The sequence below is a fragment of the Streptomyces sp. NPDC087428 genome, from assembly GCF_044744085.1.
GTDB lineage: Bacteria > Actinomycetota > Actinomycetes > Streptomycetales > Streptomycetaceae > Streptomyces.
The window spans coordinates 265,457-288,986 of the sequence record NZ_JBIUXR010000011.1; the positions used below are offsets into that span (position 1 = coordinate 265,457).

Consider the following 23,530-nt stretch of genomic DNA (forward strand, 5'->3'; position numbering starts at 1 on the left):
AGGTCGGGATGGCTGACCGATACAGGGAGAATGTTCTGACCTCGCCTGAGGGCATCCCTGGCGCCGGTGCGCCCTGCTTACTGAGGCTCTGTGGGTTTCCCGGGAAGGCGGGCCGGGCTCTTCGTCGGCGTGGAGAGTCCGGCCCGCTCGGGTGCCGTTCCGGTTCACACCCCCAGGATGCGGGAGAGCCCGTAGTCGAAGCGCTCGTCGAAGGAGGTGTCCTCGAACTGCGCGGCGGCCCGGGACAGTGAGGGGTATTCGCCCGAGTCCAGCCGTCGTGCGAACGCCGGTCCCATCGCGTCAGGAAGTGCCTGTTCCTCCTGGGTCAGCCCCAGGGTGAAGTAGACCAGGCTCCAGCCGGTCCAGACCGCCTCGCGTTCCGCCAGCCCGCCCGCCAGCAGTGCCTCGGTCATCACGTCGGCGAAGCGGAGTGTTGCGGGTTCGGCGGCGTACGTACCGGCCACGATCCTGGCCCCGTCCCGGTGGGCCAGCAGGGCGCGGCGGTAGCGGTGGAACAGCTCGCGGACCCGTGGTTCCCAGGGCTCGGGCAGCCCCTCCACCGGCGCCCCGGCCACGATCGCGTCCGCCATCAACTCCAGCAGCCGCGCTTTCGTTTTCGCGTGCCAGAGCACTGTGTTCATCCGTACGCCGAGCCGGTCCGCGATACCGCGGATCGAGAGCCCGTCCGCGCCTTTCTCGTCCAGCAGTTCCAGGGCCGCCCGCACCACTGTTCCGGGGTCGAGCGGGGTCCGGGCGAGATCCTCTGCTTGCTTCTTGGTCACCGACCTAGTCTACTGGGCGCATCAAGCCTTGGTCACCGACCAAGACACTCTTGAGGGGCTGTCATGAAGCACGAGCACGTAGTCATCGCAGGAGGCGGCCCCACCGGGCTGTGGCTGGCCGCCGAACTGCGGCTGGGCGGGGCGTCCGTCACCGTCCTGGAAACCCGCCGCGAGCGGGATCCCCACTCCAAGGCCCTCACCATCCACCCGCGCACACTGGAGGTCCTGGCCACCCGGGACGCGCTGGAGCCCTTCCTCGCGGAGGGGCGGCGCATCCCCAGCGGCCACTTCGGCGGGCTCGACGACCGGATGGACTTCGGGGCCCTCGACACCCCCTACCCCTTCACGCTCGCCCTGCCGCAGGCCCGCACCGAGGAGCTGCTGGAGGGGCACGCGATTGCGGCCGGAGCCGAAATCCGTCGCGGGCACCAAGTGACCGGACTCACCCAGGACGAGGACGGGGTGAGCGTCGACGCGACCGGCCCCGACGGCCCGTACACACTGCGCGCCGCTTACGTCGTCGGCTGCGACGGAACCCGAAGCACCGTGCGCGAAGCGGCGGGCATCGACTTCCCCGGCAACGATGCCACCACCTGGGGCTTCCTGGGCGACGTCGTCCTGGACAACCCGCCGCGGGGAGCGGTGTCCGCCGTGTCGGGCCCGACGGGCGGCGTCATGGTGGTCCCGATGCCGGGCGGCACTCACCGGATCGTCGGGGGTGACCCGGACGGCACCGGTACCGGGTACCCCGGCGAACTCACCCTCGACGGGCTGCGCGCCAAGGTGACCCGGATCGCCGGGACCGACTTCGGCATGCGTGACCCGAGCTGGCTCTCCCGGTTCGGCAACGCCACCCGCCAGGCCGCCGAGTACCGCAGGGGCCGCGTCCTCCTCGCCGGCGACGCGGCGCACATGCACTACCCGGCCGGAGGTGTGGGCCTCAACGTCGGCGTGCAGGACGCCATGAACCTCGGCTGGAAACTGGCCGCCACAGTGGCAGGCGCCGCCCCCGCCGGACTCCTGGACAGCTACCACACCGAACGCCACCCGGTCGGCGCCGACCTGCTGCTCAGCACCCGCGCCCAGACGGCACTGATGAACGCCTACTCGGCGGAGGGTCAGGACCTGCGCGCGCTGCTGAGTCAACTCATCGCCACCGTACCGGAGTTCTCCCGAAGCCTGGCCGAACGGCTCTCCGCGCTTGCCGTCACCTACCCGGCCCCCGCACACCACCACCCCCTGACCGGACACCGCGCACCCAACCTCGAACTCTCCGACAGCACGGACCTCTTCACACTGCTCCGGACCGGCCGCCACGTCCTGCTGTACTTCGCCGGCACCCCGGCACCGCCGTCCTCCACCCCTCACGTCATCACGCACACAGCGCACCGGCCCGACCCGCGCCCCGCCTGGTCCACCGTGCGTGCCGCGCTCATCCGCCCCGACGGCCATGTCGCCTGGGCGAGCGAACAGCCCGATGCCGAAGTCCTGCGGGCCGAGGCACACGCGGCGGCATCCGCCACTCACCGCTGACCAGGAGGCCATCGATGTCCACGGCCACCCGGCCGTCGGCAGCCGGACCGGGGTGAAAGGGTCGCTGCGAAACACTGCCGTCAACCACGCGTCAAGGGTCGGGCGTTCGGGATCAAGGGTCTGTTAACGGACACCTCCCGCCCCGCGGGAGCGGGCATAGCGTCACGGGTATGACCCGGCCGGCCAGGAGTCCTGGGCGAGCCACCCGTCTCCACGAGGAGTGCCATGAACGACAACCAGTGCGCCGAGGACCCCGACCCCCTTCATTCGGACCGGACCGGAGCCTTGTTCCTTCCGGTCCGGCAGGGGGCCATGGGCTCCAGCGCACGCCTCTTCCGCACGCCCCTCGGTGTCCGTACCGCAGTCGCCTTCACCAGTGAGCGGCACCTGACGCGCACCCTCGGGGAGCGGCAGGCGTGGATCCGGCTCTCCGAGCCGGCGGTGCGCGCGCTCGTCGCGCCCCTGGGAGTCGTCGGCCTCACCGTCGACCCGCTGATGACCGCCCCCGGGCCCGGCGGCCGTGCGGCCGGCGAACCGCGGCGGGAGCGCCGTCCGGCGCGGGACTTGCGGACGGTCGACGCGCTGAGCGCGAGCGGCACACCGTCACTGATTCCTGCATCGACCTCTTGACCGGCTGGGGGAACAACATGAACACGACGCTGCCTGCCCTGTCGGCTCCGACTTCGGTACCGACGATGCCGCACGCGGCCCCGGTGCCGGTCCCGGTGACGCCGGGCAACGCCGCAGCCCTGTCCGTCTGGCCCGCTTCCGCGCGGCTCACCTCCCACGGCGATGTCGCGGTCGGAGGGGTGTCGCTCGTCGAGGCGGCCGAACGGTTCGGGACCCCGGTCTACCTCTTCGACGAGGGTGAGGTGCGGGAACGCTGCCGCACCTACGTGCGGGCCTTCCCGGACACGGACGTCGTCTACGCGGCGAAGGCATTCCTCTGCCGCGCCCTCCTGCACTGGGTACGGGAGGAGGGCCTCGGCCTGGACGTCTGCTCGGCAGGTGAGCTGGAGTTCGCCGTCACCAACGGCTTTCCGCCCGCCCGCATCGTGCTGCACGGCAACGCCAAGAGCCCGGACGACCTGAGCGCCGCACTCCGTCTCGGGGTCGGAAGGATCGTCATCGACAGCGCGTGGGAGATCGCCCGGCTGGCCGCGCTCGTCCCGGACGGCGCCCGGCAGAAGGTGCTGGTCCGCGTGATCCCCGGCGTCAGCGCGGGCGGCCACGCGGCGATCCGCACCGGCATGGACGACCAGAAGTTCGGGCTCTCCCTCAACGACGGCAGCGCCCAGCACGCCATCGCCCGGATCCTCGACCAGCCGCACCTCGAACTGGCCGGTCTGCACTGCCACATCGGCTCGCAGATCACCACGGTCAAGCCCTACCTGACCGCGCTCCGACGCATGGTGGGGCTGCTGGCCCAGGTCCACCGACAGCACGGAGTCGTGCTGCCCGAGCTGGACATGGGAGGCGGGCACGCCGTCGCCTACCGGCCCGGCGAGGACTCCCTCGACATTCCGTCCCTCGGTGACCGCATCCGCCGCGAACTGGCCACGAGCTGCGCCGCCGCCGGCATCCCCGTGCCCCGTCTCACCGTCGAGCCCGGCCGCGCCCTGGTGGGACCCGCAGGCGTGGCGCTCTACCGGGTACTGGCCGTCAAACGGACCGGCGACCGCGTCTTCGTGGCCGTGGACGGCGGGATGAGCGACAACCCGCGGCCCGCGCTGTACGGCGCCCGCTACGCGCCCCGCCTCATCGGCCGCCGCTCGACGGCCGAACCCTGCACGGCGACCGTCGTCGGCCGGCACTGCGAGGCGGGTGACGTACTCGCCGCCGATGCGGCACTGCCGGGCGACGTCCACCCGGGAGACCTGGTGGCCATCCCGGTCGCGGGCGCCTACCACCTCTCCATGGCGTCCAGTTACAACGCGGTCGGGCGCCCGCCCGTGGCCGCCGTCCACGAAGGCCGCGCCCGGCTGCTCATACGCCGCGAGTCCCTCGCCGACATCAACGGCCGCGACATCGGACTGTGAACCGTCCGGGACCGGTCGAGCCCCGGCTTGCGGACCGTCTTGACCTGCGGCACCTATCAGGCCTGCGAGACGACCGAGCAGCCAACGCCGTGGACACGGACGGGCAGGGGAACCTCACCCGGCCCGAGCCAGGGTGCGTGAGACCGGATCCACGTGCCCCTCACGCGTGGGTCCGCTCGCGCCGGCACTATCCGGCGTCGCGCCGCCGGCGCGCGCGCTCGAACTCAGCGGCATCCGGCATCCAGGAGCCGTGGTGTCCGAGTGCGGCGCAGCCGCCCCGGACGAAGGCGCTCACCAGGTTCCGGTACCCGCCGATCCCGTCGACCAGGCTGTACTCGACCCGGTACTCCGGATCCGACCCGCCGCCCTCGGCCTCGTGCACGGTCGTGATCCGGGCGATGGAGTCCGCGTAGAAGTGGAGCTGGATCCCTTCGCCCCTCTCCTCGTCCTCGATGGTGAACACTTCGTTGTCCGCGGCGGAGCGATCGCCGACGAACTCCCAGAACTCCGCGGTGGCAGTGCGGGGACTGTCCGGGAGCCACTTCTTCTCGACGCCCTTGTCGTCGGTGAACGACAAGGGCGTCTTCCTCGCACCCCCGCCGAAGCGGGCGCGGTCGCCGGCCGTCTCCGCGTCATCATCCATGGGCGTGCTCCTGGACCGGTCCGCGGCCTCCGAGCACACCAGGAAGCTCACAGTACGTACCGCCTCATCAGCGAGCCCAGGGTGTGCACGACGTACGGCCGCGTCGACCGTCGTAGCCATCCGATCCCAGTCACGTTTGTCCGTGGCGCGCTTCCCCCGCCGCGGATCGCGGCCGATCCGCATCCCGGCACATGCCTGCTCCGCGGTGGCGATCACACCCATGACCTCGGGCAGCAGCGCGGGGTCGACGGCGTCGGAGATCCGCCTCGGCACCGTCGCGCCGTGCAGGTACTGGCCCGTGTACATCAGAAGCGCGGCGTCGAGGGGACCGAGTACCGTGCCGCGCTCGGCGCGACGGCGGTTCGCGTGGTACTCCTGAGCTCGTTTCCCGTTGGGCGTCTCCGTCGCCGCGCGCATCGCCGCGCAGACCTGACCGCGCCCGAGCAGATCGATGTCAGCCCCATGGGCTATGAGGCGACCCCTGTCCCAGCGGATGCGCTGGAAGAGCGCGTCGACGTCCGCGGGCGCGGCGAGGAGGACCGGGTCCAGGAGCGCGGTGGCAGCGTCCTCGTCGAGCCGGCCCCGGGTTCCGGCGGCGTCGCACAACGGAAGGACCGCACTCCAGAGCAGCAGGTGTCTGGCCAGGTCCTCCCGGATCACCGCAAGATGGGCTTCCCCGATCGAGAACGTGAACGTGCGAGGCGCATGGTTGGCGTCGGCCCCGGCACCGAGCATCAGCTTCAGCTCACCGTCCTCGCGGATCACGTTCGGGATCCAGCCGCTCCGGCGCGTGAAAACGATGTCTCTCATGGACTCATTCTTCAGCATGCCGACATCGGCCAGGCAGTCGCCGCCGAAGGCGACCGTGAGTGCCACATCCGGCCGCGTCCTGCCGGGATCGTGCACCGCCCGCGGCTTGCGTCAGGGCGTCAGAGCCGCAGATATCGCGGTATCCAGGCCCGGCGTGCGGACCGTTTCCACCAGCGGCACGGCCCCGGCCTGCGAGACCACTCCACGACCGCTGCCCTCGACGCGGACACGCGGGTACGACCCGATACGCTTCCGCACCCGGGAAGTGCCTTCTCCCGTAACGAACAGGACCTTCGATGGCCTGTCGTCCCCGCTCACCCCGGCCCGCCCCTCACACAGGAACCGCGAACCTCGAACATGCTCAGCTACTGGCTCGCGACCGTGCGCCGCAGCGCGGTGTCCACCGTCCTGATTGCCGTCATCGTCAGCGGTGCGATGGCCGGTGTACTCATATCGCAGGACACGAGCGCCTGGGCGGGCTCGCTGCTCCGGGGGACGCTCTCCGGCCTTGCGGCGGGAGCCGTCCTCGCCGTCGCGATCGCCACGTCGAACACGTGGCACGCCCGACGCGCGGCCGCACGGCAGGGGCTGCCGCTGACGGCCGAGGCCGCGTTTGTGCCGTGCACCGCCGAGATCCGAGTCCCGGTGCCCACCGGCACGACTCCCTATCAGCTCACCGACAGCGTGCTGTACGCCCTCAAGAAGGTTCCGGCTCCCCGGATCGACGAGGTCGAGGAGTTCACGCACGGCAAGCTCACCGTTGTCTGTGGGCGTTCCTCCGGCAGCCCGGTGCGGCTGCGCATCTCGATCGTGACAGACCGGAACATCGCGACGGTGACGATGGACTCCCGCCCCGTGACCACCTGGAAGCGACTGGACGGCGGCGCAAGCTGGAGTGTCCTCACGGCTTTCGAGCCGCATGTGAGCAAGGCCGTCCGGCCGCTCGGGTCCGACCCGGGAGGATCCTGCGCCGCGGACCGAGGGTGGTGAAACCGAGTGCCCGTGGGTGTCTGCCGATCAGTACAGCTGCCCTTGCGTGGCAGTGACAGGGTGCCCCCGGCCCCTCAGGAGCGCCAGGTTCAGGCGGCCGAGCCGGTGAAGCCGGGCCGCGCCCCGGCGGGCCCGCCCACGACCGTGAGCAAGTCCACGACGAAGATCAGTGTCGAGCCCGCCGGGATCAGCGCAGAGGGTGACTGCTTGCCGTAACCGAGACGCGGCGGAACGATGATCTCGCGCCGCCCGCCCACCTTCATTCCCCTCACTCCCCGGTCCAAGCCCTTGATGACCCTGCCACCGCCCACGGCGAACTTGAACGGACTGTCCCGCTCCCAGGAGGAGTCGAACTCCCTTCCTGACGCGACCGTGACCCCGACATAGTGAACCTGGACGACTCTGCCCGGCTGCGCCTCGGGCCCGTCCCCGACCACGAGGTCCCGGATCGTCAACTCGGTAGGCGTGTCGCCCTCCGGAACCTCAACTCCGGGCTTCGTCAGTTCGCTCATCACGGTCCCATCGCTCGCCACCGGAATCCGCCGCACGGGCCGACCGGACACATGGACATTCCATGCGGCAGACGATCACGCTACCGGCAATGCACATGCACCCGTGTCCGCAGCCGCCCGAGCGGCCATGCCACCCGTGTCGCGGTTTCCCCAGTGGCCAAAGGCCAAGACATCTACGCCTCCGAGCCGCGGCTCTGCGGAAACGGGATGCTGTGCGCGCGCATGTGTCAGGCGGCATCCGGGACAAGAGCGGGGACAGTGCCCGTGTCCTCCGCGAGCGCGGCCTTCGGCGGTACCCCGATGCCGAGCTTCTCGAGGATCTTCTTCTCGATCTCGTTGGTGAGGTCGGGGTTGTCCTTGAGGAAGGTGCGGGCGTTCTCCTTGCCCTGGCCGAGCTGGTCGCCCTCGTACGTGTACCAGGCGCCGGCCTTGCGCACGAAGCCGTTGTCCACGCCCATGTCGATCAGGCCGCCCTCACGGCTGATCCCCTGGCCGTAGAGGATGTCGAACTCCGCCTGTTTGAAGGGCGGCGCGACCTTGTTCTTGACGACCTTGACGCGGGTGCGGTTGCCGATCGCGTCGGTCCCGTCCTTCAGCGTCTCGATACGCCGGATGTCGAGGCGCACCGAAGCGTAGAACTTCAGTGCCCGGCCACCGGTCGTGGTCTCCGGCGAGCCGAACATCACACCGATCTTCTCGCGCAGCTGGTTGATGAAGATCGCCGTTGTCCTCGTCTGGCTGAGCGCGCTGGTGATCTTGCGGAGCGCCTGGCTCATCAGACGGGCCTGCAGGCCCATGTGGGAGTCACCCATGGCGCCCTCGATCTCGGCACGTGGCACCAGGGCCGCGACGGAGTCGATCACGATCAAGTCGATCGCGCCGGAGCGGATCAGGATGTCGACGATCTCCAGCGCCTGTTCACCGTTGTCCGGCTGGGACAGGATGAGGTTGTCGGTGTCGACACCGAGCTTTTTGGCGTACTCCGGGTCCAGAGCGTGCTCGGCGTCGATGAACGCCACCGTGCCGCCGGCTTTCTGTGCGTTCGCCACGGCGTGCAGGGTCAGCGTCGTCTTACCGGAGGACTCCGGCCCGTACACCTCCACCACGCGGCCGCGCGGCAGACCGCCCACACCGAGCGCCACGTCCAGTGCGGTCGACCCGGTAGGGATCACCTCGATGGGCTCGTTGGGCCGCTCGCCGAGGCGCATGACCGCGCCCTTGCCGAACTTCCGCTCGATCTGCGCGAGCGCGGTGTCCAGCGCCTTCTCGTGGTCGGTTCCTGCCATGAGCTTCACCCGGTCCGATTGAGTGGCCCGCCGCACGTCGGAGAACGTGGGCGTCTGCTGCCGACAACGGACTGCCGGAGATCCAAAAACGAACATCCGATCGATTTACGTGTCCAGTGAAAGGTACCAAACGGAGGGAAGCGGGACGGGTCGCGCGCGGCCGGTGGCACCCGGGGCCTCGGCGTCTCCCCGCTCAGCGAGGACCGCGCTTCGCACGTTCGGCTTCGACCAGCTCCTCCATGAGCTTCTCCGGGTCCACCCTGTACTCGGTGTCATCGAGGGCGTCGTAGTCGTGGGTACTCAGCGGTAGGCCGAGCTCGGCGAGTCCGGCGGCGAGTTGTGTGAACGCGATTCGCTCGTCGGGCTCATCCTGGTAACTTGCCTGCTCGGCAGCGGACGCCTCGGTCAGGGTGAGGCCGACCAGGCTCCAGAAGGTGAACTCGGTGTCCAGCTCTATGAGGTGCCAGGCACGGTCCGCGGGTTCGTCGGGGTGCAGCCAGTAGCCGATCCACCCCTTTCCGCCCTTCGCCACGAGCTTGACGTACTTGGCCATCTCCGCGGCTGCGGCGTTGACGGCCTGCAACTCCGGGTCTGCGAGTTCCTTCTCGCTCAGATAGCTGGTGTCCAGGAGCGGGTGGCTCTCTCCCGCTTCGAAGAATTCGAGGTGGAGAAGGCGGGCGAAGTCGGTGCGGCCTTCCCACTGCGCCACCAGGAGCACGCGCAGATCGTCGGGTACCGGACGGCCGTCCAGTCGCGCGCGGGAGAACTCAGTGAGCCGCTCGTCGTACATGCGCCCTCTCCAGGGTCGAGGCAAGATCCTCACCTCAACGTAACAGCGGTGTCTGACAAGAGGCCGAGTACGCCGGAGACTGCCGAACACGCCCGTGATTCGGGCGCGGAACAAGTCCTGGGACGTGAACGAGCCCGTTGCGCCGGATGCTCCCGCTCCGGCCGAAGGGGAGCGCCGTGAGTCCAGCCACTGCTCCGCATGACCACACGGGCACCCTATGATTGGCCTTATGAGTCGCTGGACGGATTTGGCCGGGAAAGCGTCCGGGGAGGACTACGCCGCACGATTCGCGGCCCTGGCCCGTAGTGGCAAGAACGTGCACGGTGAGGCGCGGTTCTGTGCGGCCCTCGTACCTGTCGGAGCGCGGGTGCTGGACGCCGGGTGCGGTACCGGGCGGGTCATGATCCGGCTCGCGGAACTCGGGTACGACTGCGTCGGGGTGGATCTTGACGCGTCGATGCTGGCGGTGGCGCGCGAGCAGTCGCCCGGACTGCCCTGGTTCCAGGTCGATCTGGCCGAGTTCGAACCGGCCCAGCTCGGCATTGCGGGAGGCTTCGACCTCGTCGTCGCTGCGGGCAACATCTTCCCGTTGCTCGCCCCTGGTACCGAGACGACGGTGGTGGAGCACCTGTCCGCGGCCCTGCGCCCCGGTGGCCTGCTCGTCGCCGGCTTCGGCCTGGACGAAGCCCACCTGCCGGTGCCGCCCCACCTCACGCTGTCGGACTACGACGACTGCTGCGCCGCTGCCGGCCTGACCCTCGTCGACCGCTTCGCCACCTGGGACGCCGACCCTTACGACGGCGGCGGCTATGCCGTCAGCGTCCACCGTCGGTGAGGGCGTACCGGAGGTCCTGACCACCTCGTCCACCAGGCAGGCCGGGGGAGGGCCGACTCCGCACGGTCCGTGGGCGGCTCCCTTTCGGCAACCGGTTTCCGTGGCGGTCATCCCCCGATGGTGCCGGCACGGTGGGTGACAGCTGGGATTGTTCTGCTCGTACGGGTGGCAGCCGCGGATGCGGCTCGGTCCTCTTCCGGCAAGTCAGTCCGGGTCAGCGGCCCTTGCGTACCCGGGCCGCCGCGCGTGCTTCAGCCGTCTTGCGCGCGTCGGCCGTTCTGCGGGACTCCTTGGGGCGGCCCGGACGAGTGCCCATGCCACGGAAAGCGACGTTGCCGCTGCCCTTGCCTTCGATGGGCGGGCGCTTCGCCCCGGTGATGGCGGTCAGCTTCTCCTCGCCGGAGCGCACCTGGGTGACCGTCGGCCGGATCCGGGCGTCGGTCATGATCCGGTTCACGTCTCGCCGCTGGTTCGGGGTGACCAGCGTGACCACGTTCCCGGACTCCCCGGCACGAGCCGTACGCCCACCACGGTGCAGGTAGTCCTTCGCGTCGGCCGGCGGATCGACGTTGACGACGAGGTCGAGCGCCTCGATGTGAATGCCGCGCGCCGCGACGTTGGTGGCTACCAGCACGGTGATCTCGCCGTCCTTGAACTGCGCGAGCGTGTGCGTGCGCTGCGGCTGCGACTTCCCGCTGTGCAGGGCGCCGGCCCGTACGCCGCTGGCCCGCAGGTGCCGGGTGAACTGGTCCACACCGGCCTTGGTGTCCAGGAACATCAGGACCCGGCCGTCCCGCGCGGCGATCTCGGTCGCGGTCGCGTACTTGTCGGCGGGGTGGATGTTCAGCACATGGTGTTCCATCGTGGCGACCGAGCCCGCCACCCGGTCGAGCGAGGCGACCACCGGCTCATGCAGGTAGTCGCGCACCAACTGGTCGACGTTGCGGTCGAGCGTGGCCGAGAACAGGAGCCGCTGCCCGTCGGGGCGGACCTGGTCCAGGATTTCCGAGACCTGCGGCAGGAACCCCAGGTCGCACATCTGGTCCGCCTCGTCCAGCACGGTGATCCGCACCTGCTGCAGATCGCAGAACCGGCGCGATACCAGGTCGGCGAGGCGTCCCGGCGTCGCGACGACCACTTCGGCGCCGGTCCGCAGCAGCGCCGCCTGCCGGTTGATCGCCAGCCCGCCGACCACCGTCGCCAGCCGTACGTTCAGCGCCTGCGCGTACGGGGCCAGCGCGTCGCTCACCTGCTGCGCGAGCTCCCGGGTCGGCACCAGGACGAGTGCGAGCGGCCGCTTCGGCTCCGCCTGCATACCTGCCGTCCGAGCCAGCAGCGCGAGTCCGAAGGCAAGCGTCTTGCCGGAGCCGGTTCGCGCGCGGCCGAGGACATCACGGCCGGCCAGCGCATTGGGCAGGGTCGCCGCCTGGATCGGGAAGGGCTCTGTCACGCCGAGGCCGGTCATCGTCACCATAAGGTGCGGCGGCAGTCCGAGTGCGTCGAAGGACTCGACCGGCGGCAGGCCAGGGGCAGCCGTCTGCGGCGGTGTGAGTTCGCCCTTCGGGGCCGGCGGCTTCGCGTTCATCGGGCACCTTCCTCGGTCTGGCGCCCGGAACGCGCCGGGGCCCGTACCCCACGGCACGGGCCCCAACATTCTCGAAGCGTGCCCTCAGTTTACCAGCGAGGGTTCGGACCCTGGGCCTCGCTGCCGGCCTTCTCCTCGCGCAGCGAGGAGAAGGCCGGCAGCGCCTTCGTTCACCGTCCCCGCCGCGGTCCGACCTCCACGGAGAGGTCGTTGTCGAACGTGTAGTACGGACGCGCCGATACCCCGCCGAACACCGTGGCCGGGTAGACGAAGACCGTCTTGCGGTCCGCGATGTCGTCCAGCAGCCGGGCCACCCGGATCCGCGGTGCGCCGGTGACGGGGTGGACGTACACGTCCCAGACCACCGGCGCCTTCCCCGCTCCCGGCCCTCCGCCGTCCGTCACGAGCTCCCCGTAGTCGACGGTGAACGAGAAGTCCTGGTCGCCCTGCGCCCGGAGCGCGATCTGCCGTACGGCGGTGTCCTGCCCCCGTCGGCGCAGCGACACCGCCGCGCCGTCGCCCAGCCGGGCGCCGAACAGCCGCGCCGTCACGGTCATCGAGCCACCCGCGAGGACGATCCGGCCGGCCTCCGCGTGCATGGCCCGCCACCAGGCCCGTACGGCGAGCCGGCCGTCCTTGGTGGCGTACGGGATCCGGACCGCCACCGGCGCTGTCCGGCCGTCGCCCCCGCCGGACACCAGCGCGCGCAGATCACGCAGACCGGGCAGCAGCGGTGTGCGCTCCTCGCCCGGCACGCCCACGACGTAGGCGTCCCAGCGGCCTTCCTCAAGAGCCGGAGCCGCCTCCAGTACGGCCCGCCACTGGTCCTGCCCCGCGGGCTCCAGCTCGACGTAGCGGCCGCTCTCCTCCGGCTCCCCCTTCTTCGGGCGCGGCTGAAGCAGCAGCCGGGGACGGGCCGAGGCGGGCAGCGGCAGCCGTACGCGTACGACCAACCGCCCCTCCTCCTCCACCGTCATCTCCCCGCGGGGCTGCTCCACCGGGCCGCTCAAGCCGACGCGGTCACTGCCGCTCATCGCCGCGCCTTCCGTGCGACCCGCACGACATTGCCGGCCGCGACGAGCATGGTGTCCCTGGCCGCGTAGCCGCCGCTCACCAAGGCATGGTCCGTCCCGTGCGCCGGCCGGTCGTCACTCCGGGCCGTCAGGAGTTCCTCGAACAACCGCTCGGCCTGGGCCACGACGGGGGCGGGGGCGTAACGCCGCGAGTTCTCCAGCGCGGTGCGCCCCATGCGCCGACGCAGTTCGTCGTCGCCCACGAGGTCCAGCAGGGCGCCGGCCAGCGCGTCCCGGTCTCCGACGGGAACCAGCCGGCCGTCCTCACCGGGGGCGATGATCTCGCCGGGGCCGTACGCACAGTCGGTGCTCACGACCGGCAGCCCACAGCGCATCGCCTCGACGATGGTCATGCCGAAGGGCTCGAAATCCGATGTCGCCGCCCCGATCGAGCCCTTGACCCACTCGGCTTCCATCGGGGTCACCGGGCCCATCAGGAAGACGTTGTTGTACAGCCCCAACCGGTCGATGAGCCCACGCAGCCGCTCCTGTTCCTCGCCCTTGCCGTAAATGCGCAACTGCCAGTCGGGATACTCCGCGGCGACCGCGGCGAAGGCCTCGATCAGCAGGTCGAACCGCTTCACCGGCACCAGCCGTCCGGCGGCGACCACGACCCGCTCACGGCCGTCCGCCGGCGGGAGGGCCGGGGCCGGGACACTGTTGGGCAGCGCCTGCACCCGCACGCCGGGCAGCCGCATCTTGCGCCGGTAGACGGCGGCGTCGGCCTCCGTGACGGGCGTGATCGCGTCCAGGCGCGGATAGACCCGGCGCAGCGCGTTGCGCAGCCGCGGCGGGTGGTTGTCGAGCGTGAGGTGTTCCTGTCCGACCCGCACGGTCCGCGCGGGGGCCTGGAGAGCCAGGTGGACGTTGAGGCCGGGGCGGGTACCCACGACGACATCGGCGTCGATCGACGCCAGCGCCTCGCCGATGCGCTCATCGGTGAGCGCACTGTACTCGCGGTAGCGGTATTCGGACGAGGGGAAGATCTTCGCCGGTGTCAGGTGCCGCGGGTCGTTCTGTTCGTGCCGCAGGTCCACCAGGGGCCGCAGCCGCACGCGCGGATCGGGTGTGAGGCGGGGCTGTTCCCGGTTCCGGAGAGCCGAGATGATCTCCACATCGTGCCGATCGGCCAGTGCTCGGGCCAAGTTGAACGTAGTAGCGATCGTCCCTCCTATTCCATATGCGTTGTGTAAAAGGAAAGAGATCTTCATGCCGTACATGACAGTCGGCGGCTACGGATGGTTGCCTGCGCCCCACGGCCGCAGGGACGAGCCTGCGGACGCGGGGCGAGAGGGGTACTACTCCGTGCCGGGCCACTCGTACACGGTCGACTCCACCGACAGGTCCCGTACGCCCTTGAGACGGACATCCGTCGGGGGCTCGACCTCGAAGCGGTGCACGGGGTCGTTCACCAGGCGGAGGGTCGGCTCACCGGCGCCCTTCTCCAGGTGTGAGGCGATCACGAGCGTGTAGTTCTCGCCCTCGGACCAGGCACGGACGAACTCCGTCCGCGTCAGGGTCAACTCGCCCGGGACAGCACGTCCGTGGGCCTTGATCTCGTAATAGCGTCCGGTCGAGTCGTAGGCGTCGGCGCCCATCCCCGACGCGCCCCGCTGGTCGTCCAGCTCGACACCCTGGTCCTGGAGGATCCGGCGGAGCGCCTGGATGACGAGCTCCTCCTTGTGGTGGTCGGCGTAGCCGAGCGGTGAGGCCTGGTTGCGCGGCGGGGCCCCTCCGGTCCTGGGCCGGGGGAGTGGGATCCCGGGCCGGCGGGGCGAGGACCCCGGTGTCCCCGGCGTACGGGCAGGGGCGCCGCCCGGTGCGGACGGGGTTCCCGTGCGGGTGACCTTGCCGGGCGGTACGTCGAAGTGGACCGCGTCCACCAGGGGGCGGGCGACCGGCGTGTGCTGCGGGCCGGGCCCGGTGCCGGACCCGGTCACGGTCCCGGGGCTTCCCGGCGCGGGAGCTGAACCGTTGCGGGGGCCCGGGACGGTGCCGGTCGGGCCGGCGGGGGCAGCCGTGCCCGTGCTCGTGCCTCGCGGAGGGGCCGGCTTCCCGGTCGGCATCGGCCCGGCGGGAGCCCGTTGTGCGCGCCGGTGCAGTTCCTCGGCGAGCCGCTGCCGCTCCTCGCGGTCCCGCTGGCCTGCCGATGTGAGCGCGGTTCCGGCCCCCGCCTCCACGAGGCCTTCCTCCCAGACGTCCCGCCAGCCGTGGCCCACCCGCGACCGCTCTTGCGCGAAGTGGGCGGCGATGGCCGCGCCCGCGCCCGTCTTGGTGGTCAGCGCCGTGTGCGAGCGCAGGAACAGCGTGTTGCGGTCGCGGTCGATCTGCGCGTCGACGGGGAGCTCGATGAGCTCGTACGTCTCTCCCGGATCGAGGCGGATCCGCAGGCCAGGGAGCAGCCGGACCTCCAGGCCCGCCAGCCAGGTCCAGCCGGTGAAGGCCTCGGCCGTCCCGGGCTCGTCGCGCACCAGAAGGTCCTGGAGCGCGGCGACTCCCCGCCGGAAGTCCTCCGTGAGGCTCGCGTCGACCGGGTGGTCCAGGGCGGCGCCCGCAGCCCCGTCCACGTCTCCGCCCCCGTCCACACCTCCGGTCCCGTACGTGACCTGGGCGCCCGCGACATCCAGGGGCGTGACGCGCAGCCGCCCGAACAGCGACGCGAACTGCTGCACGTTCCCTCCCGGCCTCCACAGCGGCAGCCGGTCCGTCAGGACCCGCTCAACCCCGGAGTCGGCCACGGCGAACACCGATCGGCCCTTGCCCTTGACCCAGCCGGCCGTGGTCCACAGCGGCAGACTCCTCAGCCTGCTCTGGAGCCCCGGCGACATCGGCTTGTCGTCGCGGGAGATCACGTCCCGCAGGCGGCGCAGAGCCTCCAGCATGACCCTTTCGCGCTCGGCGTCGGGGGCCGCACCCGTCCCGGAGATCTCCTTCAGCACCTCGATGAGGTCATCGAGCCCGGGTTCGGGGATGCCCAGTACCTGCCACAGCGGGTCGACGTCCGCCCCGGTCAGGGTGAAGGGACGGAAGCCTCGCAGGATCGCAGGTCCCCGGAAGCACTCGCCGGTCCGCAGCCAGCCCTGGTCGGTCAGGACGAGTTCCTCGTACCGGAACTCCTGGCGGATCTGCTTCTCCACCGCCGTCTGGGTCGCCTCTCCCGAACGGTGAGTCAGACTCCGTGCCAGGGATTGATAGACCAGCAGCGCCTCCGCCCTCAGGCTGTCCGGCACACCGGCATCGGTAGGGGCATCGGCACCGGGATGGACATCGGTGTCGGTATCTGCGGTGTCGTCGGCCTGACGGTTCCGGAGTTCACGCAGCCGTTCCATCAGGCGCGGGACATCGGGATCACCGCAGACACCGAGCGTGGTGAGGGTCTCCGTGCGGGTGGCCAGGGCTCTGTGGATCGCCGGGTGCAGATATCCGGGATCCTCCGGTCCGTACAAGGCCTCCGTATCCGGTGTGCGCAGGGTGAGTTCGGTCGGCGGGCGGAGGCGGCCCCGGCTGTCCTCCAGCCAGGCGGTCTCCCGGAGCCGCCACACCCAGATGGCCGCCGTCTCTCCCATGACGTTCCACTTGTAGTGGCCCTTGGCCATCGGGACGACGGACTGCTCGGAACTGGCCAGCGGTGTGGTGAGGGTGCGCAGCAGGGCGGCTGTGCGGCGTCGTCGCTCGGTCACGTCCTGCTCGGCCGCGATGTTCTTGACCACGGCGACGAGGTCGTTGCTGGTCAGGTCGTCCAGGGTGTGGTCGGCTCCCTTGGACATCATCTCCATCCGCCGGTCCATGACGGACCACCCGCAGTTCCGTGCGAGGCCGTGACGGAGATCGCCCGGGTACGTCTTGGTGTAGCCCGGGTAATAGGCCTCGTGCGCCGGAGTGAGCCGGGGAGCGTCCGCCACGCCCAGCAGTCGCAGGAAGGCCGTCTGGCTCAGACCGCCTGCCTGGGCGGCGGAGAGCAGTGATCGCGCGTAGGAGCGGCGCACCCAGATGAGACCGGGAGTCCTGCGTGCCGCGACCTCGAACCGGTCTCCGTCAGCGGTCTCCAACGCCTGCGGGATATAGGCGGCGTTGGGCTTCACACGATGGGACTGCTCGGTCCCGTCCTTGTCGTAGGCGAAGCCGTTGAGGAGGACGGCCTGTCCGATGCCCGGACCGAGCGGGTCGCGAAGCTTCTTGGGCATCTCGCCGAGCGCCCGCTGCAGGGCGACAAGCCGGGCGGCCTCCGACGCCTCGTCGCCGTCGGGAAGCTGCCCGCCGGCTCTTCCGCGCCGGGCGACGATCTTCAGTACGGCTGCCGTGTCTTCGCGGCGCACCACGCAGTTCCGCCGTTGCAGCCATGCGGTGACGGTCTTCGCCCAGGCGTTGTCCTCCGCGTAGGCGGGATGCAGATCCATGACCGCGCCCAGTACGTCCAAGGGGCCGGTGGCCTCGCCGGACGCGTCGGCGAACACGTTCTCCGAGGGCTGCGGCCGAAGCCGGTGGCCATCGGCGGTGACCAGGCAACGCCGGCCTGCGAGCACGGACTCGTGGCCCGCGTCGAGTGCGACCGCGGCGAGCCGTACGAGCCGCGGGACCTCCTGCCACCCGTCGTCGGAGAACAGGCTGAGCGCGTCCACTACCCGCACCTCGGCGCACAGATCCGCGCTACCCGCCGCACGCCAGTCCGCAAGGACCTTCCGCCAGCGGCCCCCGCTGTCGCGGACGGCGGCAGGCAAGGCGTACGGGGCTTTGCCCAGGCGGGCGATGTCGGTGTCGTCGAGGACCCCCGACAGCGCCGCCTCCTCGACCGCGAAATCGGCAAGCGGTGCCTCTGGGCCACCCTCCGCGACCGGGAAGGCCAGCTCGGCGGCGAGCAACTGTCTTGCGCGAGCGAGCAGTTCGGTGCGGATCCGGTCCTGGAGCAGGTTGGCCGGCGCGGAGCCCGACGGGCGGGGGAGCGGAATGAGGTGCCACGCTGTGTGATCCACCCTCTCCAGGACGTCGCGCACGCAGGCGGCCCACAGGTCGGCGATCACGGGGACGAGCTGCGTGTTGAGGCGGCTGCCGGCGAAGCCCTCGCGGCTGGCGACGGGGTCGAACTGGGTGTGGACGCGGGCCGCCACGTCCAGCGGGGCGACGGGCAGACCGGCGTGGACGCTGCCGCTCGCCCCGCGCTCCAGGGGGAGCGCGATGCCCACGGGCACGACGGAACCCAGCGCCTTGTGGCTCCGTTCCCAGTCGGGGTGCGGTGCCACCTGCGCCGTGTACACACGCCACAGCGCTCCATCGGTCGCTCGGGCGTGCTGCACGGTCACCTGGTGATCGACGCCCTCGATCAGAAGCCGACGCCGTGTCACGTCCTGCCAGGACAGGGTCAGTACGGTGCTGTGCTCGCCCGCCGTCACCTCGAGGCTGCGGAGGTGACGCAGAAAGAGCAGGGAAGCGTCGTTCCAGTCCTCGAACCATTCAAGGAGCTGGGCCGCGGTCAGCGTGCCGGGGGCCAGCGGGATGCGGAAGACGGTCCACTCGGGTCCGGAGATCCCGTGGGGGAGTTCCGGCGGCGCCGCGGGTTCGAGATCGGTGCCGGAGAAGCGCACGTGGAAGGGGTGGCAGTGCACCTCCCACACCGTGGTGAGGGCCCTGAGCGTGGACAGTCCGATGCCGAACCGGCCGGTGGCTTCGGCGTCGGCCGTCTTGCCGGTGAGCCAGGGCATGCCGAGCGGGAGGACATCGGTCAGGCGCAGCCCGGCTCCGTCGTGGGCGACCAGAACGTCGTCGGACCGCAGCATGATGCGGAGCTGTCGGGCTCCCGCGTCGTCGGAGTTCTGGACGAACTCGGAGAGGACCTGAAGCCGGTCGGTCGAGAGTGTCTTGGCGCCGTGCAGCGCGCCCTCGGCCATCTTGCGGTGGACCCCGCGGCCGCCGCGCAGCCCTTGGTCGAGGAGCCCGACGGCGCGTGCCGCTTCTTCCGGGGTCGTCACCTCTATTTCCGTAGCCGCGTCCGGATCTTCCAGAAGTGTGTGTACCGCCGCCGCGAGAGCGTCCACGCCCGTATCCCTCCCCTTTGGTGCCTTGTGATGTCGACCAGCCTGGGGTCCGGGACGGTTCCCGCTGATCGGGCAGTCGTGATCCAGCCATGTGTGCGAGGTGCCGTGGGGTGCGGTGCGGTTCGGCTGAACGATGCCGGTACCGCAGGTGCACGCGGTGGGCTGGATGGCGTCGCGCCCCGGCAGGGGGGTGAATGCGGCGGAAACTGATTCCGGTCGCCCTTCGGTTGTCAGACCGGCCTGGTAGGGCGCCTCGGCGGACCGGAACGCCCAGAGCGCTTCGTGCCGGCGGTGCTGCCGCCGAGGGCAGTCCTGAGCCGATGCGCGTCACCAGCGCTGTGATGGACGGTCTGATCGTTGCGGCGCTGCGCCGGCGCCTGGACCGCCGGGACCGGCTGTGGCGGGAAGCAATTGACGCTGTGGCCTCACCCGCCGAGAAGCTCCTGGCCCTCTTCGACGCGGTCTCCATCTGTCGGGGCCGGTACACCCCGGGCCGCGGGTGCGCCTTCCTCGCGACCGGCACCGAACTGCCCGGCCTCGACCACCCCGTCCAGGCCGTGATCACGGCAGAGTCCACGCTCCTCCTCACCAGGCTGAACCGGCTGGCGAGGACCGTCGCCACCGACGATCCCGCCACCCAGACCGATGACGTACTGCTCGTGTACGACGAAGCCATGGCCGGCCGGCGGCGAGGCGAGGAGGGCAAGGTGATGCACCGGGGGACGGCCTACGCACCGCCGTCGTCATCGCGCAGGGAATGAATCATGCTCCGCAGGATCCGGAACGCGCCCGACTGCTCGGTCTCGGTCATACCGGCCAGCATTCTGACCTCGATGGACCGCACCGCTACGGTCGCCTTCTCCAGGCTCCGTCGGCCGCGAGGTGTGAGCCGCGCGGGAAGAGCCTTCCCGACGGGCGCCTCCGCGGGCCTGGTCACGTAGCCCTCCCGTTCCAGGTTCTGGAGCAGCACGTTCATCGACTGCCGTGTCACGAACGCGCCACGCGCGAGCTCGGAGTTCGACAAGCCCGGCCGTTGAGCCAGCAGTTCGAGGCAGGAGTAGTGCGTCACGCTCATCCCGAGTGGCCGCAGCACCTCCTCCATGGCCGAGCGCAAGGCGCTCGAAGCCTCTTTCAGCAGGTAGCCCAGTGATTTGTCCAGGTCGACGCCGGCGCCGTTTTGACTCATGTCAGCATTCTGACATACGTTGGTCTGTGTCAGGAATCTGACACGAAGAGAAGGAGCACCATCATGCCCGCCACCGGCCCCGACTTCATTTCGCTCCAGGTGCGCGACCTGGACGCCTCGCAGGCGTTCTACGAGCAGTACCTCGGCCTCGTCCGTTCGCAGGCCGGACCTCCGCACGCCGTTGTCTTCGAGACGAAGCCGATCGCGTTCGCACTCCGCGGCGTCGTTCCCGGCACCGATCTCGCATCCGTTGCCCAGCCCGGCATCGGTGTCGCGATCTGGCTCCACGCCACAGACGTCCAGGCCATCCACGATGCTCTCGTCGCAGACGGTCGCCCCATCGTCTCCGCACCCATTGACGGCCCCTTCGGCCGGACCTTCACCTTCGCCGACCCCGACGGCTACCAAGTCACCCTCCACGACCGCGCCTGACACGCCCCACACCACCGGACGATCACCGGTCCCCGAAGGTCGCAGTTTGCGCCCGAGGTGCGAGAATCCGGGCGACATTCACGCTGTTCGGGTTGCGGGCAAGCCTGGCGTCGAGACGCGACCGCGGCAGCCGCGCGCCGAGGGGTATGCCGTCGTGCGCCGAAGTGTGCCCGGCTGGACCGGTCAACGGTCTTGAAAGGATGATGCGTCCGTGCGGGTGTGGGTCACCCCTTCGTAGGGGCTGCTTTGTTGAGGGGGATCTCATGGAGAAGGGCACGGAGCGGGAGCGCGGCGCGGAGGCGGCACCGAACGCGTACGAGCGGGTCCTCGCGGAGGATCGCCGGGTAGTCCGGGAGATGCTGCGCTCCAGCCGGGGCGGGGCGCACGGCGGTCTGGTGGTGACGGCCGTGGTGCTCGGTGCGGTCGGGGCCTTGGACGGCCCCAAGTGGCCGTTGATCATCGGCGGCGTGTGCGCGGTCTGGTTCGCGCTGGCCCTGGTCGTTGTCCGCCGACGCGGCGGACGGGGCTGGAAGGCGATCGAGCGTGCCTACATCGCGACCTTCGGCTGGGCCCAGTGGCTGTGACCTGACCGGTGCCGGGCCCGGCAGCCACTCGTACACGCGGCTGTCCCGACACAGGTCGGGAGCATCCCGACCTGCCGGACCGGAGATCTTGTTCGGGCGAAGGGCCGCTCGCGAGAGGCGCGTGGCGTCGCCGCCACCACCGGTAAGACCTGTCCCGTGGATCCTGCCGGCTTGTCCCTGCGACTTGCGTGCGACATCCAGGGACTGCCGGCCTACTTGTGGTCACGGAGGAAGGCCGGGATGTCGGCTCGGGCCGGGTAGTCGGGCAGCGGTGCGGGCCTGTCCTGGAGGAATGCGGTGATGACGGCTGCCGCGCGTTGGTCGTTGTCGCCCAGGCCGTTCCACATGTGGTGGCCGACGCCGGGCATGTACTGGGTGCGCTGGATGGCGGGGTTGTCCGCGAGGACGGTTGTCTGCCACTGCCGGACCTGGGAGGAGCACTCGGCGATCATCAGCATCGCGGGTGTCCGGGAATTCCTCAGCTGGGGGACGATGGAGGGGGAGTCCTTGATCGTTTGCTGGATGCGGAGGCTGGCGGCGGCGCTGAAGGAGAAGTTCCGCTCCGTGTCCTCGACCGGGATGCGGAGCGCGTCCCGCGCGCAGTAGGCGGACGCGGTGTCGCTGCCGAGATCGGCGGCGGTGAAGGCGTTGTCGCCTTCCGCCTGTCCGACCAGCCCGTTGTCCGGGCTGAGCAGTCCGAGCCGCATGAGGCCGAAGGCGACCGCGTACCGCGGGACGCGGGTGGAGCGTGGTCCGGTCATGGCCGGCGCGTTGTCGCGGGCCGATGGTCGACCCTTCTGCCCGGCCATCCGGGCGGTGGGGCCGTCCATCGGGCCCGGCTCGGCGATGACCGCCCGGCGCAGTTGGCCGGCGATGGCCGGGTCGGCCAGCGCGCGGGTGAGTACGACCGCGCCCGAGGAGAAACCCAGTACGTCGGCGCGGCCCTTGCCGAGTTCGCTGACGAAGGCGCCGAGGTCACGGACGGACCGGGTGATCGAGTACTGGTTCATGGGCAGCAGGTCGCTGCGTCCACCGCCGGCCTGTTCGTAGGCGTACACGTCGTAGCCCTGTCCCGCGAGCCGTTGCAGGAAGCGGTGGTCGAGCACCGAGATGCCGCGCACCGGGCCGCCGTTGAGGTAGACGAGCGGGACGCGTTGCCGGGGGCTGCCGCCGGCGGGCGGGTAGTGGTAGACCGCGACCCGGCTGCCGGTGGACAGGCGCCAGTGCTCGGTGGTCACGAATGACAGGGCGGGCGGGCTGTGACGCGTTGTGGGGACGGTGGGGACGCACACCGACAGGGTCAGGGCCGCCGCGACGAGGACGGGCAGGAACGGGACCGTCCGTCCCCGCCAGGAGCGGCCGCGGCCTCGCCACATCGCCGCGACAACCGCGATCCCGACAGCTGCGGACCACGCGGCTAAGCCCGACCCCGCACCATCGGTGGCGACGATCAGCGCCACGAAGACGACGACCAGCCCCACCACCGCGGCGGCGCCCGCCAGCAGGCGTCCGACGAGGCGCAAGGGACGTATGACGGACGGTGGCATGAAGAGCTCCCCAGGGTTTTGGAACGCTGTTTTGAAACGATGTTATCAGCATGGGTAAACTGCTTTTCATGGGAAGGCCGAGAACGAACGACGCCGCCGTCAGAGAACGGCTCGTCGCCTGCGCGACCGAGATGTTCGCCACCCGCCCCCGGGAGTCGGTCACGGTCCGCGCGCTGGCCGCCGCCGCCGGAACGTCGACGGCGGCGGTGTACACGTTGTTCCAGGGGAAGGACGGGCTGATCCGCGAGGTGCGCGACCAGGCGGTAGCGGGCCTGTTCCAGGAGCTGACGGCCGTTCCCGGCTCGGAGGCCGCCCTGAAGGATCTGTACGCGTTGGCCGTGGCGTATCGCCAGTGGGGACGCGAACACCGCCACCTGTACGCGGTGTTGTTCGGGGGCGCACAGTCCTTCGTACCGTCGGCCCGGGTCGGCGACCGGGACCCGGTGCGACCGCTTGTCGCGGCGATCGACCGTGCCGTGGCGGACCGGATCCTCGCGGGCGACACCACACTGATCGCCGTCTCGTTGTGGGTCGCCCTGCACGGGCTCGTGACCCTCGAACTCGCCGGCGGCCTCGACGGCACCGCAGCCGAGACCGCGTTCCGGTCAACGATTGAGGCCGTACTGCGCGGCTGGGCAACCCCCGCCGCCTTCCCCGGCCTTCGGCGCCCGGACCCGGCGCCGTGAGAGCGGTTGATCCGTAGCCGCACGAACACGGCCGGCAGGGCACCCGAGTCGCGCTCTACGCGGCCACCGGCTCCGTAGCCGCACGAACACGGCCGGCAGGGGGCCGGGCCTGGAGACTTCAGGCCGAAGCGGCCCAGCCACTCGCCGACGGGGCGGCGGGCGCTCCCGGTGCGGTACGGGGGCCGCGA

At 70.6% G+C, this 23,530-nt stretch carries 20 protein-coding genes and 1 pseudogene; 9 read left to right on the forward strand and 12 right to left on the reverse strand.

Annotated features, from left to right (window positions below):
* Nucleotides 1-164 precede the first annotated feature (164 nt).
* Nucleotides 165-782, reverse strand: coding sequence for a TetR/AcrR family transcriptional regulator C-terminal domain-containing protein (locus ACIO3R_RS24825; protein ID WP_385026846.1), 618 nt, complete (start codon nucleotides 780-782; stop codon nucleotides 165-167).
* Nucleotides 783-845: 63 nt separating this feature from the next.
* On the opposite strand from ACIO3R_RS24825, the gene ACIO3R_RS24830 reads away from it, so the two are divergent.
* From ACIO3R_RS24830 to lysA, 3 genes are all read left to right on the forward strand, one after another.
* A complete protein-coding gene (locus ACIO3R_RS24830) occupies nucleotides 846-2,315 on the forward strand; it encodes an FAD-dependent monooxygenase (RefSeq protein WP_402108752.1) in 1,470 nt (489 codons plus the stop codon).
* 225 nt (nucleotides 2,316-2,540) lie between these two features.
* Complete coding sequence (locus tag ACIO3R_RS24835) at nucleotides 2,541-2,945, forward strand: SAV_915 family protein (protein WP_385026851.1); 405 nt, start codon at nucleotides 2,541-2,543, stop codon at nucleotides 2,943-2,945.
* A gap of 65 nt (nucleotides 2,946-3,010) precedes the next feature.
* Nucleotides 3,011-4,354 (forward strand): diaminopimelate decarboxylase, encoded by a 1,344-nt coding sequence (gene lysA / locus ACIO3R_RS24840; RefSeq protein ID WP_402108881.1) that lies wholly within the window; start codon nucleotides 3,011-3,013, stop codon nucleotides 4,352-4,354.
* A 187-nt stretch (nucleotides 4,355-4,541) separates the two neighbouring features.
* Here the strand turns inward: lysA and ACIO3R_RS24845 are convergent, their stop codons facing one another.
* Both ACIO3R_RS24845 and ACIO3R_RS24850 read right to left on the reverse strand, forming a co-directional pair.
* Nucleotides 4,542-5,807, reverse strand: coding sequence for a DUF6357 family protein (locus ACIO3R_RS24845; protein ID WP_402108882.1), 1,266 nt, complete (start codon nucleotides 5,805-5,807; stop codon nucleotides 4,542-4,544).
* A gap of 3 nt (nucleotides 5,808-5,810) precedes the next feature.
* Nucleotides 5,811-6,065: pseudogene (locus ACIO3R_RS24850) on the reverse strand (IS1380 family transposase); the annotation flags it as partial.
* A 99-nt stretch (nucleotides 6,066-6,164) separates the two neighbouring features.
* Between ACIO3R_RS24850 and ACIO3R_RS24855 the strand changes: the two are divergent.
* The gene (locus ACIO3R_RS24855) at nucleotides 6,165-6,797 is read left to right on the forward strand and encodes a hypothetical protein (RefSeq protein WP_402108754.1); all 633 of its coding nucleotides are present in this window, start codon (nucleotides 6,165-6,167) and stop codon (nucleotides 6,795-6,797) included.
* 89 nt (nucleotides 6,798-6,886) lie between these two features.
* On the opposite strand, the gene ACIO3R_RS24860 is transcribed toward ACIO3R_RS24855, so the two are convergent.
* From ACIO3R_RS24860 to ACIO3R_RS24870, 3 genes are all read right to left on the reverse strand, one after another.
* Nucleotides 6,887-7,309, reverse strand: a complete 423-nt coding sequence (locus tag ACIO3R_RS24860) for an FKBP-type peptidyl-prolyl cis-trans isomerase (protein WP_385026857.1) — start codon at nucleotides 7,307-7,309, stop codon at nucleotides 6,887-6,889.
* 227 nt (nucleotides 7,310-7,536) lie between these two features.
* On the reverse strand, nucleotides 7,537-8,595 hold the full coding sequence (recA, locus tag ACIO3R_RS24865; RefSeq protein ID WP_385026860.1) for a recombinase RecA: 1,059 nt from the start codon (nucleotides 8,593-8,595) through the stop codon (nucleotides 7,537-7,539).
* 193 nt (nucleotides 8,596-8,788) lie between these two features.
* Nucleotides 8,789-9,385 carry a hypothetical protein gene (locus tag ACIO3R_RS24870; RefSeq protein ID WP_385026863.1) on the reverse strand — a complete coding sequence of 199 codons (597 nt, stop codon included), beginning with the start codon at nucleotides 9,383-9,385 and terminating at the stop codon, nucleotides 8,789-8,791.
* Nucleotides 9,386-9,614: 229 nt separating this feature from the next.
* Between ACIO3R_RS24870 and ACIO3R_RS24875 the strand changes: the two genes are divergently transcribed.
* Nucleotides 9,615-10,220: a class I SAM-dependent methyltransferase gene (locus ACIO3R_RS24875; protein WP_402108759.1), complete on the forward strand. Its 606-nt coding sequence runs from the start codon at nucleotides 9,615-9,617 to the stop codon at nucleotides 10,218-10,220.
* Nucleotides 10,221-10,434: 214 nt separating this feature from the next.
* On the opposite strand, the gene ACIO3R_RS24880 is transcribed toward ACIO3R_RS24875, so the two are convergent.
* The 4 genes from ACIO3R_RS24880 to ACIO3R_RS24895 all read right to left on the reverse strand — a co-directional run bounded on the left by ACIO3R_RS24880 (nucleotide 10,435) and on the right by ACIO3R_RS24895 (nucleotide 18,841).
* Nucleotides 10,435-11,805, reverse strand: coding sequence for a DEAD/DEAH box helicase (locus ACIO3R_RS24880; protein WP_402108762.1), 1,371 nt, complete (start codon nucleotides 11,803-11,805; stop codon nucleotides 10,435-10,437).
* A 170-nt stretch (nucleotides 11,806-11,975) separates the two neighbouring features.
* Nucleotides 11,976-12,839 carry a hypothetical protein gene (locus ACIO3R_RS24885; RefSeq protein ID WP_385026872.1) on the reverse strand — a complete coding sequence of 288 codons (864 nt, stop codon included), beginning with the start codon at nucleotides 12,837-12,839 and terminating at the stop codon, nucleotides 11,976-11,978.
* Entirely contained in the window at nucleotides 12,836-14,089 is a 1,254-nt protein-coding gene (locus ACIO3R_RS24890; protein ID WP_385026875.1) for a glycosyltransferase family 4 protein, read from the reverse strand. The genes ACIO3R_RS24885 and ACIO3R_RS24890 overlap by 4 nt, the downstream gene beginning before the upstream one ends.
* An 87-nt stretch (nucleotides 14,090-14,176) precedes the next feature.
* Nucleotides 14,177-18,841, reverse strand: coding sequence for a sacsin N-terminal ATP-binding-like domain-containing protein (locus ACIO3R_RS24895; protein ID WP_402108765.1), 4,665 nt, complete (start codon nucleotides 18,839-18,841; stop codon nucleotides 14,177-14,179).
* 386 nt (nucleotides 18,842-19,227) lie between these two features.
* Between ACIO3R_RS24895 and ACIO3R_RS24900 the strand changes: the two genes are divergently transcribed.
* Nucleotides 19,228-19,668 carry a hypothetical protein gene (locus ACIO3R_RS24900; protein WP_402108768.1) on the forward strand — a complete coding sequence of 147 codons (441 nt, stop codon included), beginning with the start codon at nucleotides 19,228-19,230 and terminating at the stop codon, nucleotides 19,666-19,668.
* Here the strand turns inward: ACIO3R_RS24900 and ACIO3R_RS24905 are convergent.
* Complete coding sequence (locus tag ACIO3R_RS24905; RefSeq protein ID WP_385026884.1) at nucleotides 19,635-20,093, reverse strand: MarR family winged helix-turn-helix transcriptional regulator; 459 nt, start codon at nucleotides 20,091-20,093, stop codon at nucleotides 19,635-19,637. The genes ACIO3R_RS24900 and ACIO3R_RS24905 overlap by 34 nt on opposite strands.
* A 63-nt stretch (nucleotides 20,094-20,156) precedes the next feature.
* Here ACIO3R_RS24905 and ACIO3R_RS24910 point away from each other — a divergent pair, with 63 nt between their 5' ends.
* Together ACIO3R_RS24910 and ACIO3R_RS24915 are read left to right on the forward strand one after the other, a co-directional pair.
* Nucleotides 20,157-20,525, forward strand: a complete 369-nt coding sequence (locus tag ACIO3R_RS24910) for a VOC family protein (protein ID WP_402108772.1) — start codon at nucleotides 20,157-20,159, stop codon at nucleotides 20,523-20,525.
* A 263-nt stretch (nucleotides 20,526-20,788) separates the two neighbouring features.
* Nucleotides 20,789-21,109 carry a hypothetical protein gene (locus ACIO3R_RS24915; RefSeq protein WP_385026890.1) on the forward strand — a complete coding sequence of 107 codons (321 nt, stop codon included), beginning with the start codon at nucleotides 20,789-20,791 and terminating at the stop codon, nucleotides 21,107-21,109.
* Between the two features lie 212 nt (nucleotides 21,110-21,321).
* On the opposite strand, the gene ACIO3R_RS24920 is transcribed toward ACIO3R_RS24915, so the two are convergent.
* Nucleotides 21,322-22,656 carry an alpha/beta hydrolase gene (locus ACIO3R_RS24920; RefSeq protein WP_402108775.1) on the reverse strand — a complete coding sequence of 445 codons (1,335 nt, stop codon included), beginning with the start codon at nucleotides 22,654-22,656 and terminating at the stop codon, nucleotides 21,322-21,324.
* A 68-nt stretch (nucleotides 22,657-22,724) separates the two neighbouring features.
* On the opposite strand from ACIO3R_RS24920, the gene ACIO3R_RS24925 reads away from it, so the two are divergent.
* Nucleotides 22,725-23,342, forward strand: coding sequence for a TetR/AcrR family transcriptional regulator (locus tag ACIO3R_RS24925; RefSeq protein WP_402108777.1), 618 nt, complete (start codon nucleotides 22,725-22,727; stop codon nucleotides 23,340-23,342).
* Nucleotides 23,343-23,530: the final 188 nt, after the last annotated feature.

What these genes read in the sequence shown, in the direction of transcription:
- ACIO3R_RS24830 (WP_402108752.1), top strand. Translation starts at nt 846, where the DNA reads ATGAAGCACGAGCACGTAGTCATCGCAGGAGGCGGCCCCACCGGGCTG.
- ACIO3R_RS24835 (WP_385026851.1), top strand. Translation starts at nt 2,541, where the DNA reads ATGAACGACAACCAGTGCGCCGAGGACCCCGACCCCCTTCATTCGGAC.
- lysA (WP_402108881.1), top strand. Translation starts at nt 3,011, where the DNA reads ATGCCGCACGCGGCCCCGGTGCCGGTCCCGGTGACGCCGGGCAACGCC.
- ACIO3R_RS24845 (WP_402108882.1), bottom strand. Translation starts at nt 5,807, where the DNA reads ATGAGAGACATCGTTTTCACGCGCCGGAGCGGCTGGATCCCGAACGTG.
- ACIO3R_RS24855 (WP_402108754.1), top strand. Translation starts at nt 6,165, where the DNA reads ATGCTCAGCTACTGGCTCGCGACCGTGCGCCGCAGCGCGGTGTCCACC.
- ACIO3R_RS24860 (WP_385026857.1), bottom strand. Translation starts at nt 7,309, where the DNA reads ATGAGCGAACTGACGAAGCCCGGAGTTGAGGTTCCGGAGGGCGACACG.
- recA (WP_385026860.1), bottom strand. Translation starts at nt 8,595, where the DNA reads ATGGCAGGAACCGACCACGAGAAGGCGCTGGACACCGCGCTCGCGCAG.
- ACIO3R_RS24870 (WP_385026863.1), bottom strand. Translation starts at nt 9,385, where the DNA reads ATGTACGACGAGCGGCTCACTGAGTTCTCCCGCGCGCGACTGGACGGC.
- ACIO3R_RS24875 (WP_402108759.1), top strand. Translation starts at nt 9,615, where the DNA reads ATGAGTCGCTGGACGGATTTGGCCGGGAAAGCGTCCGGGGAGGACTAC.
- ACIO3R_RS24880 (WP_402108762.1), bottom strand. Translation starts at nt 11,805, where the DNA reads ATGAACGCGAAGCCGCCGGCCCCGAAGGGCGAACTCACACCGCCGCAG.
- ACIO3R_RS24885 (WP_385026872.1), bottom strand. Translation starts at nt 12,839, where the DNA reads ATGAGCGGCAGTGACCGCGTCGGCTTGAGCGGCCCGGTGGAGCAGCCC.
- ACIO3R_RS24890 (WP_385026875.1), bottom strand. Translation starts at nt 14,089, where the DNA reads ATGAAGATCTCTTTCCTTTTACACAACGCATATGGAATAGGAGGGACG.
- ACIO3R_RS24900 (WP_402108768.1), top strand. Translation starts at nt 19,228, where the DNA reads ATGCGCGTCACCAGCGCTGTGATGGACGGTCTGATCGTTGCGGCGCTG.
- ACIO3R_RS24905 (WP_385026884.1), bottom strand. Translation starts at nt 20,093, where the DNA reads ATGAGTCAAAACGGCGCCGGCGTCGACCTGGACAAATCACTGGGCTAC.
- ACIO3R_RS24910 (WP_402108772.1), top strand. Translation starts at nt 20,157, where the DNA reads ATGCCCGCCACCGGCCCCGACTTCATTTCGCTCCAGGTGCGCGACCTG.
- ACIO3R_RS24915 (WP_385026890.1), top strand. Translation starts at nt 20,789, where the DNA reads ATGGAGAAGGGCACGGAGCGGGAGCGCGGCGCGGAGGCGGCACCGAAC.
- ACIO3R_RS24920 (WP_402108775.1), bottom strand. Translation starts at nt 22,656, where the DNA reads ATGCCACCGTCCGTCATACGTCCCTTGCGCCTCGTCGGACGCCTGCTG.
- ACIO3R_RS24925 (WP_402108777.1), top strand. Translation starts at nt 22,725, where the DNA reads ATGGGAAGGCCGAGAACGAACGACGCCGCCGTCAGAGAACGGCTCGTC.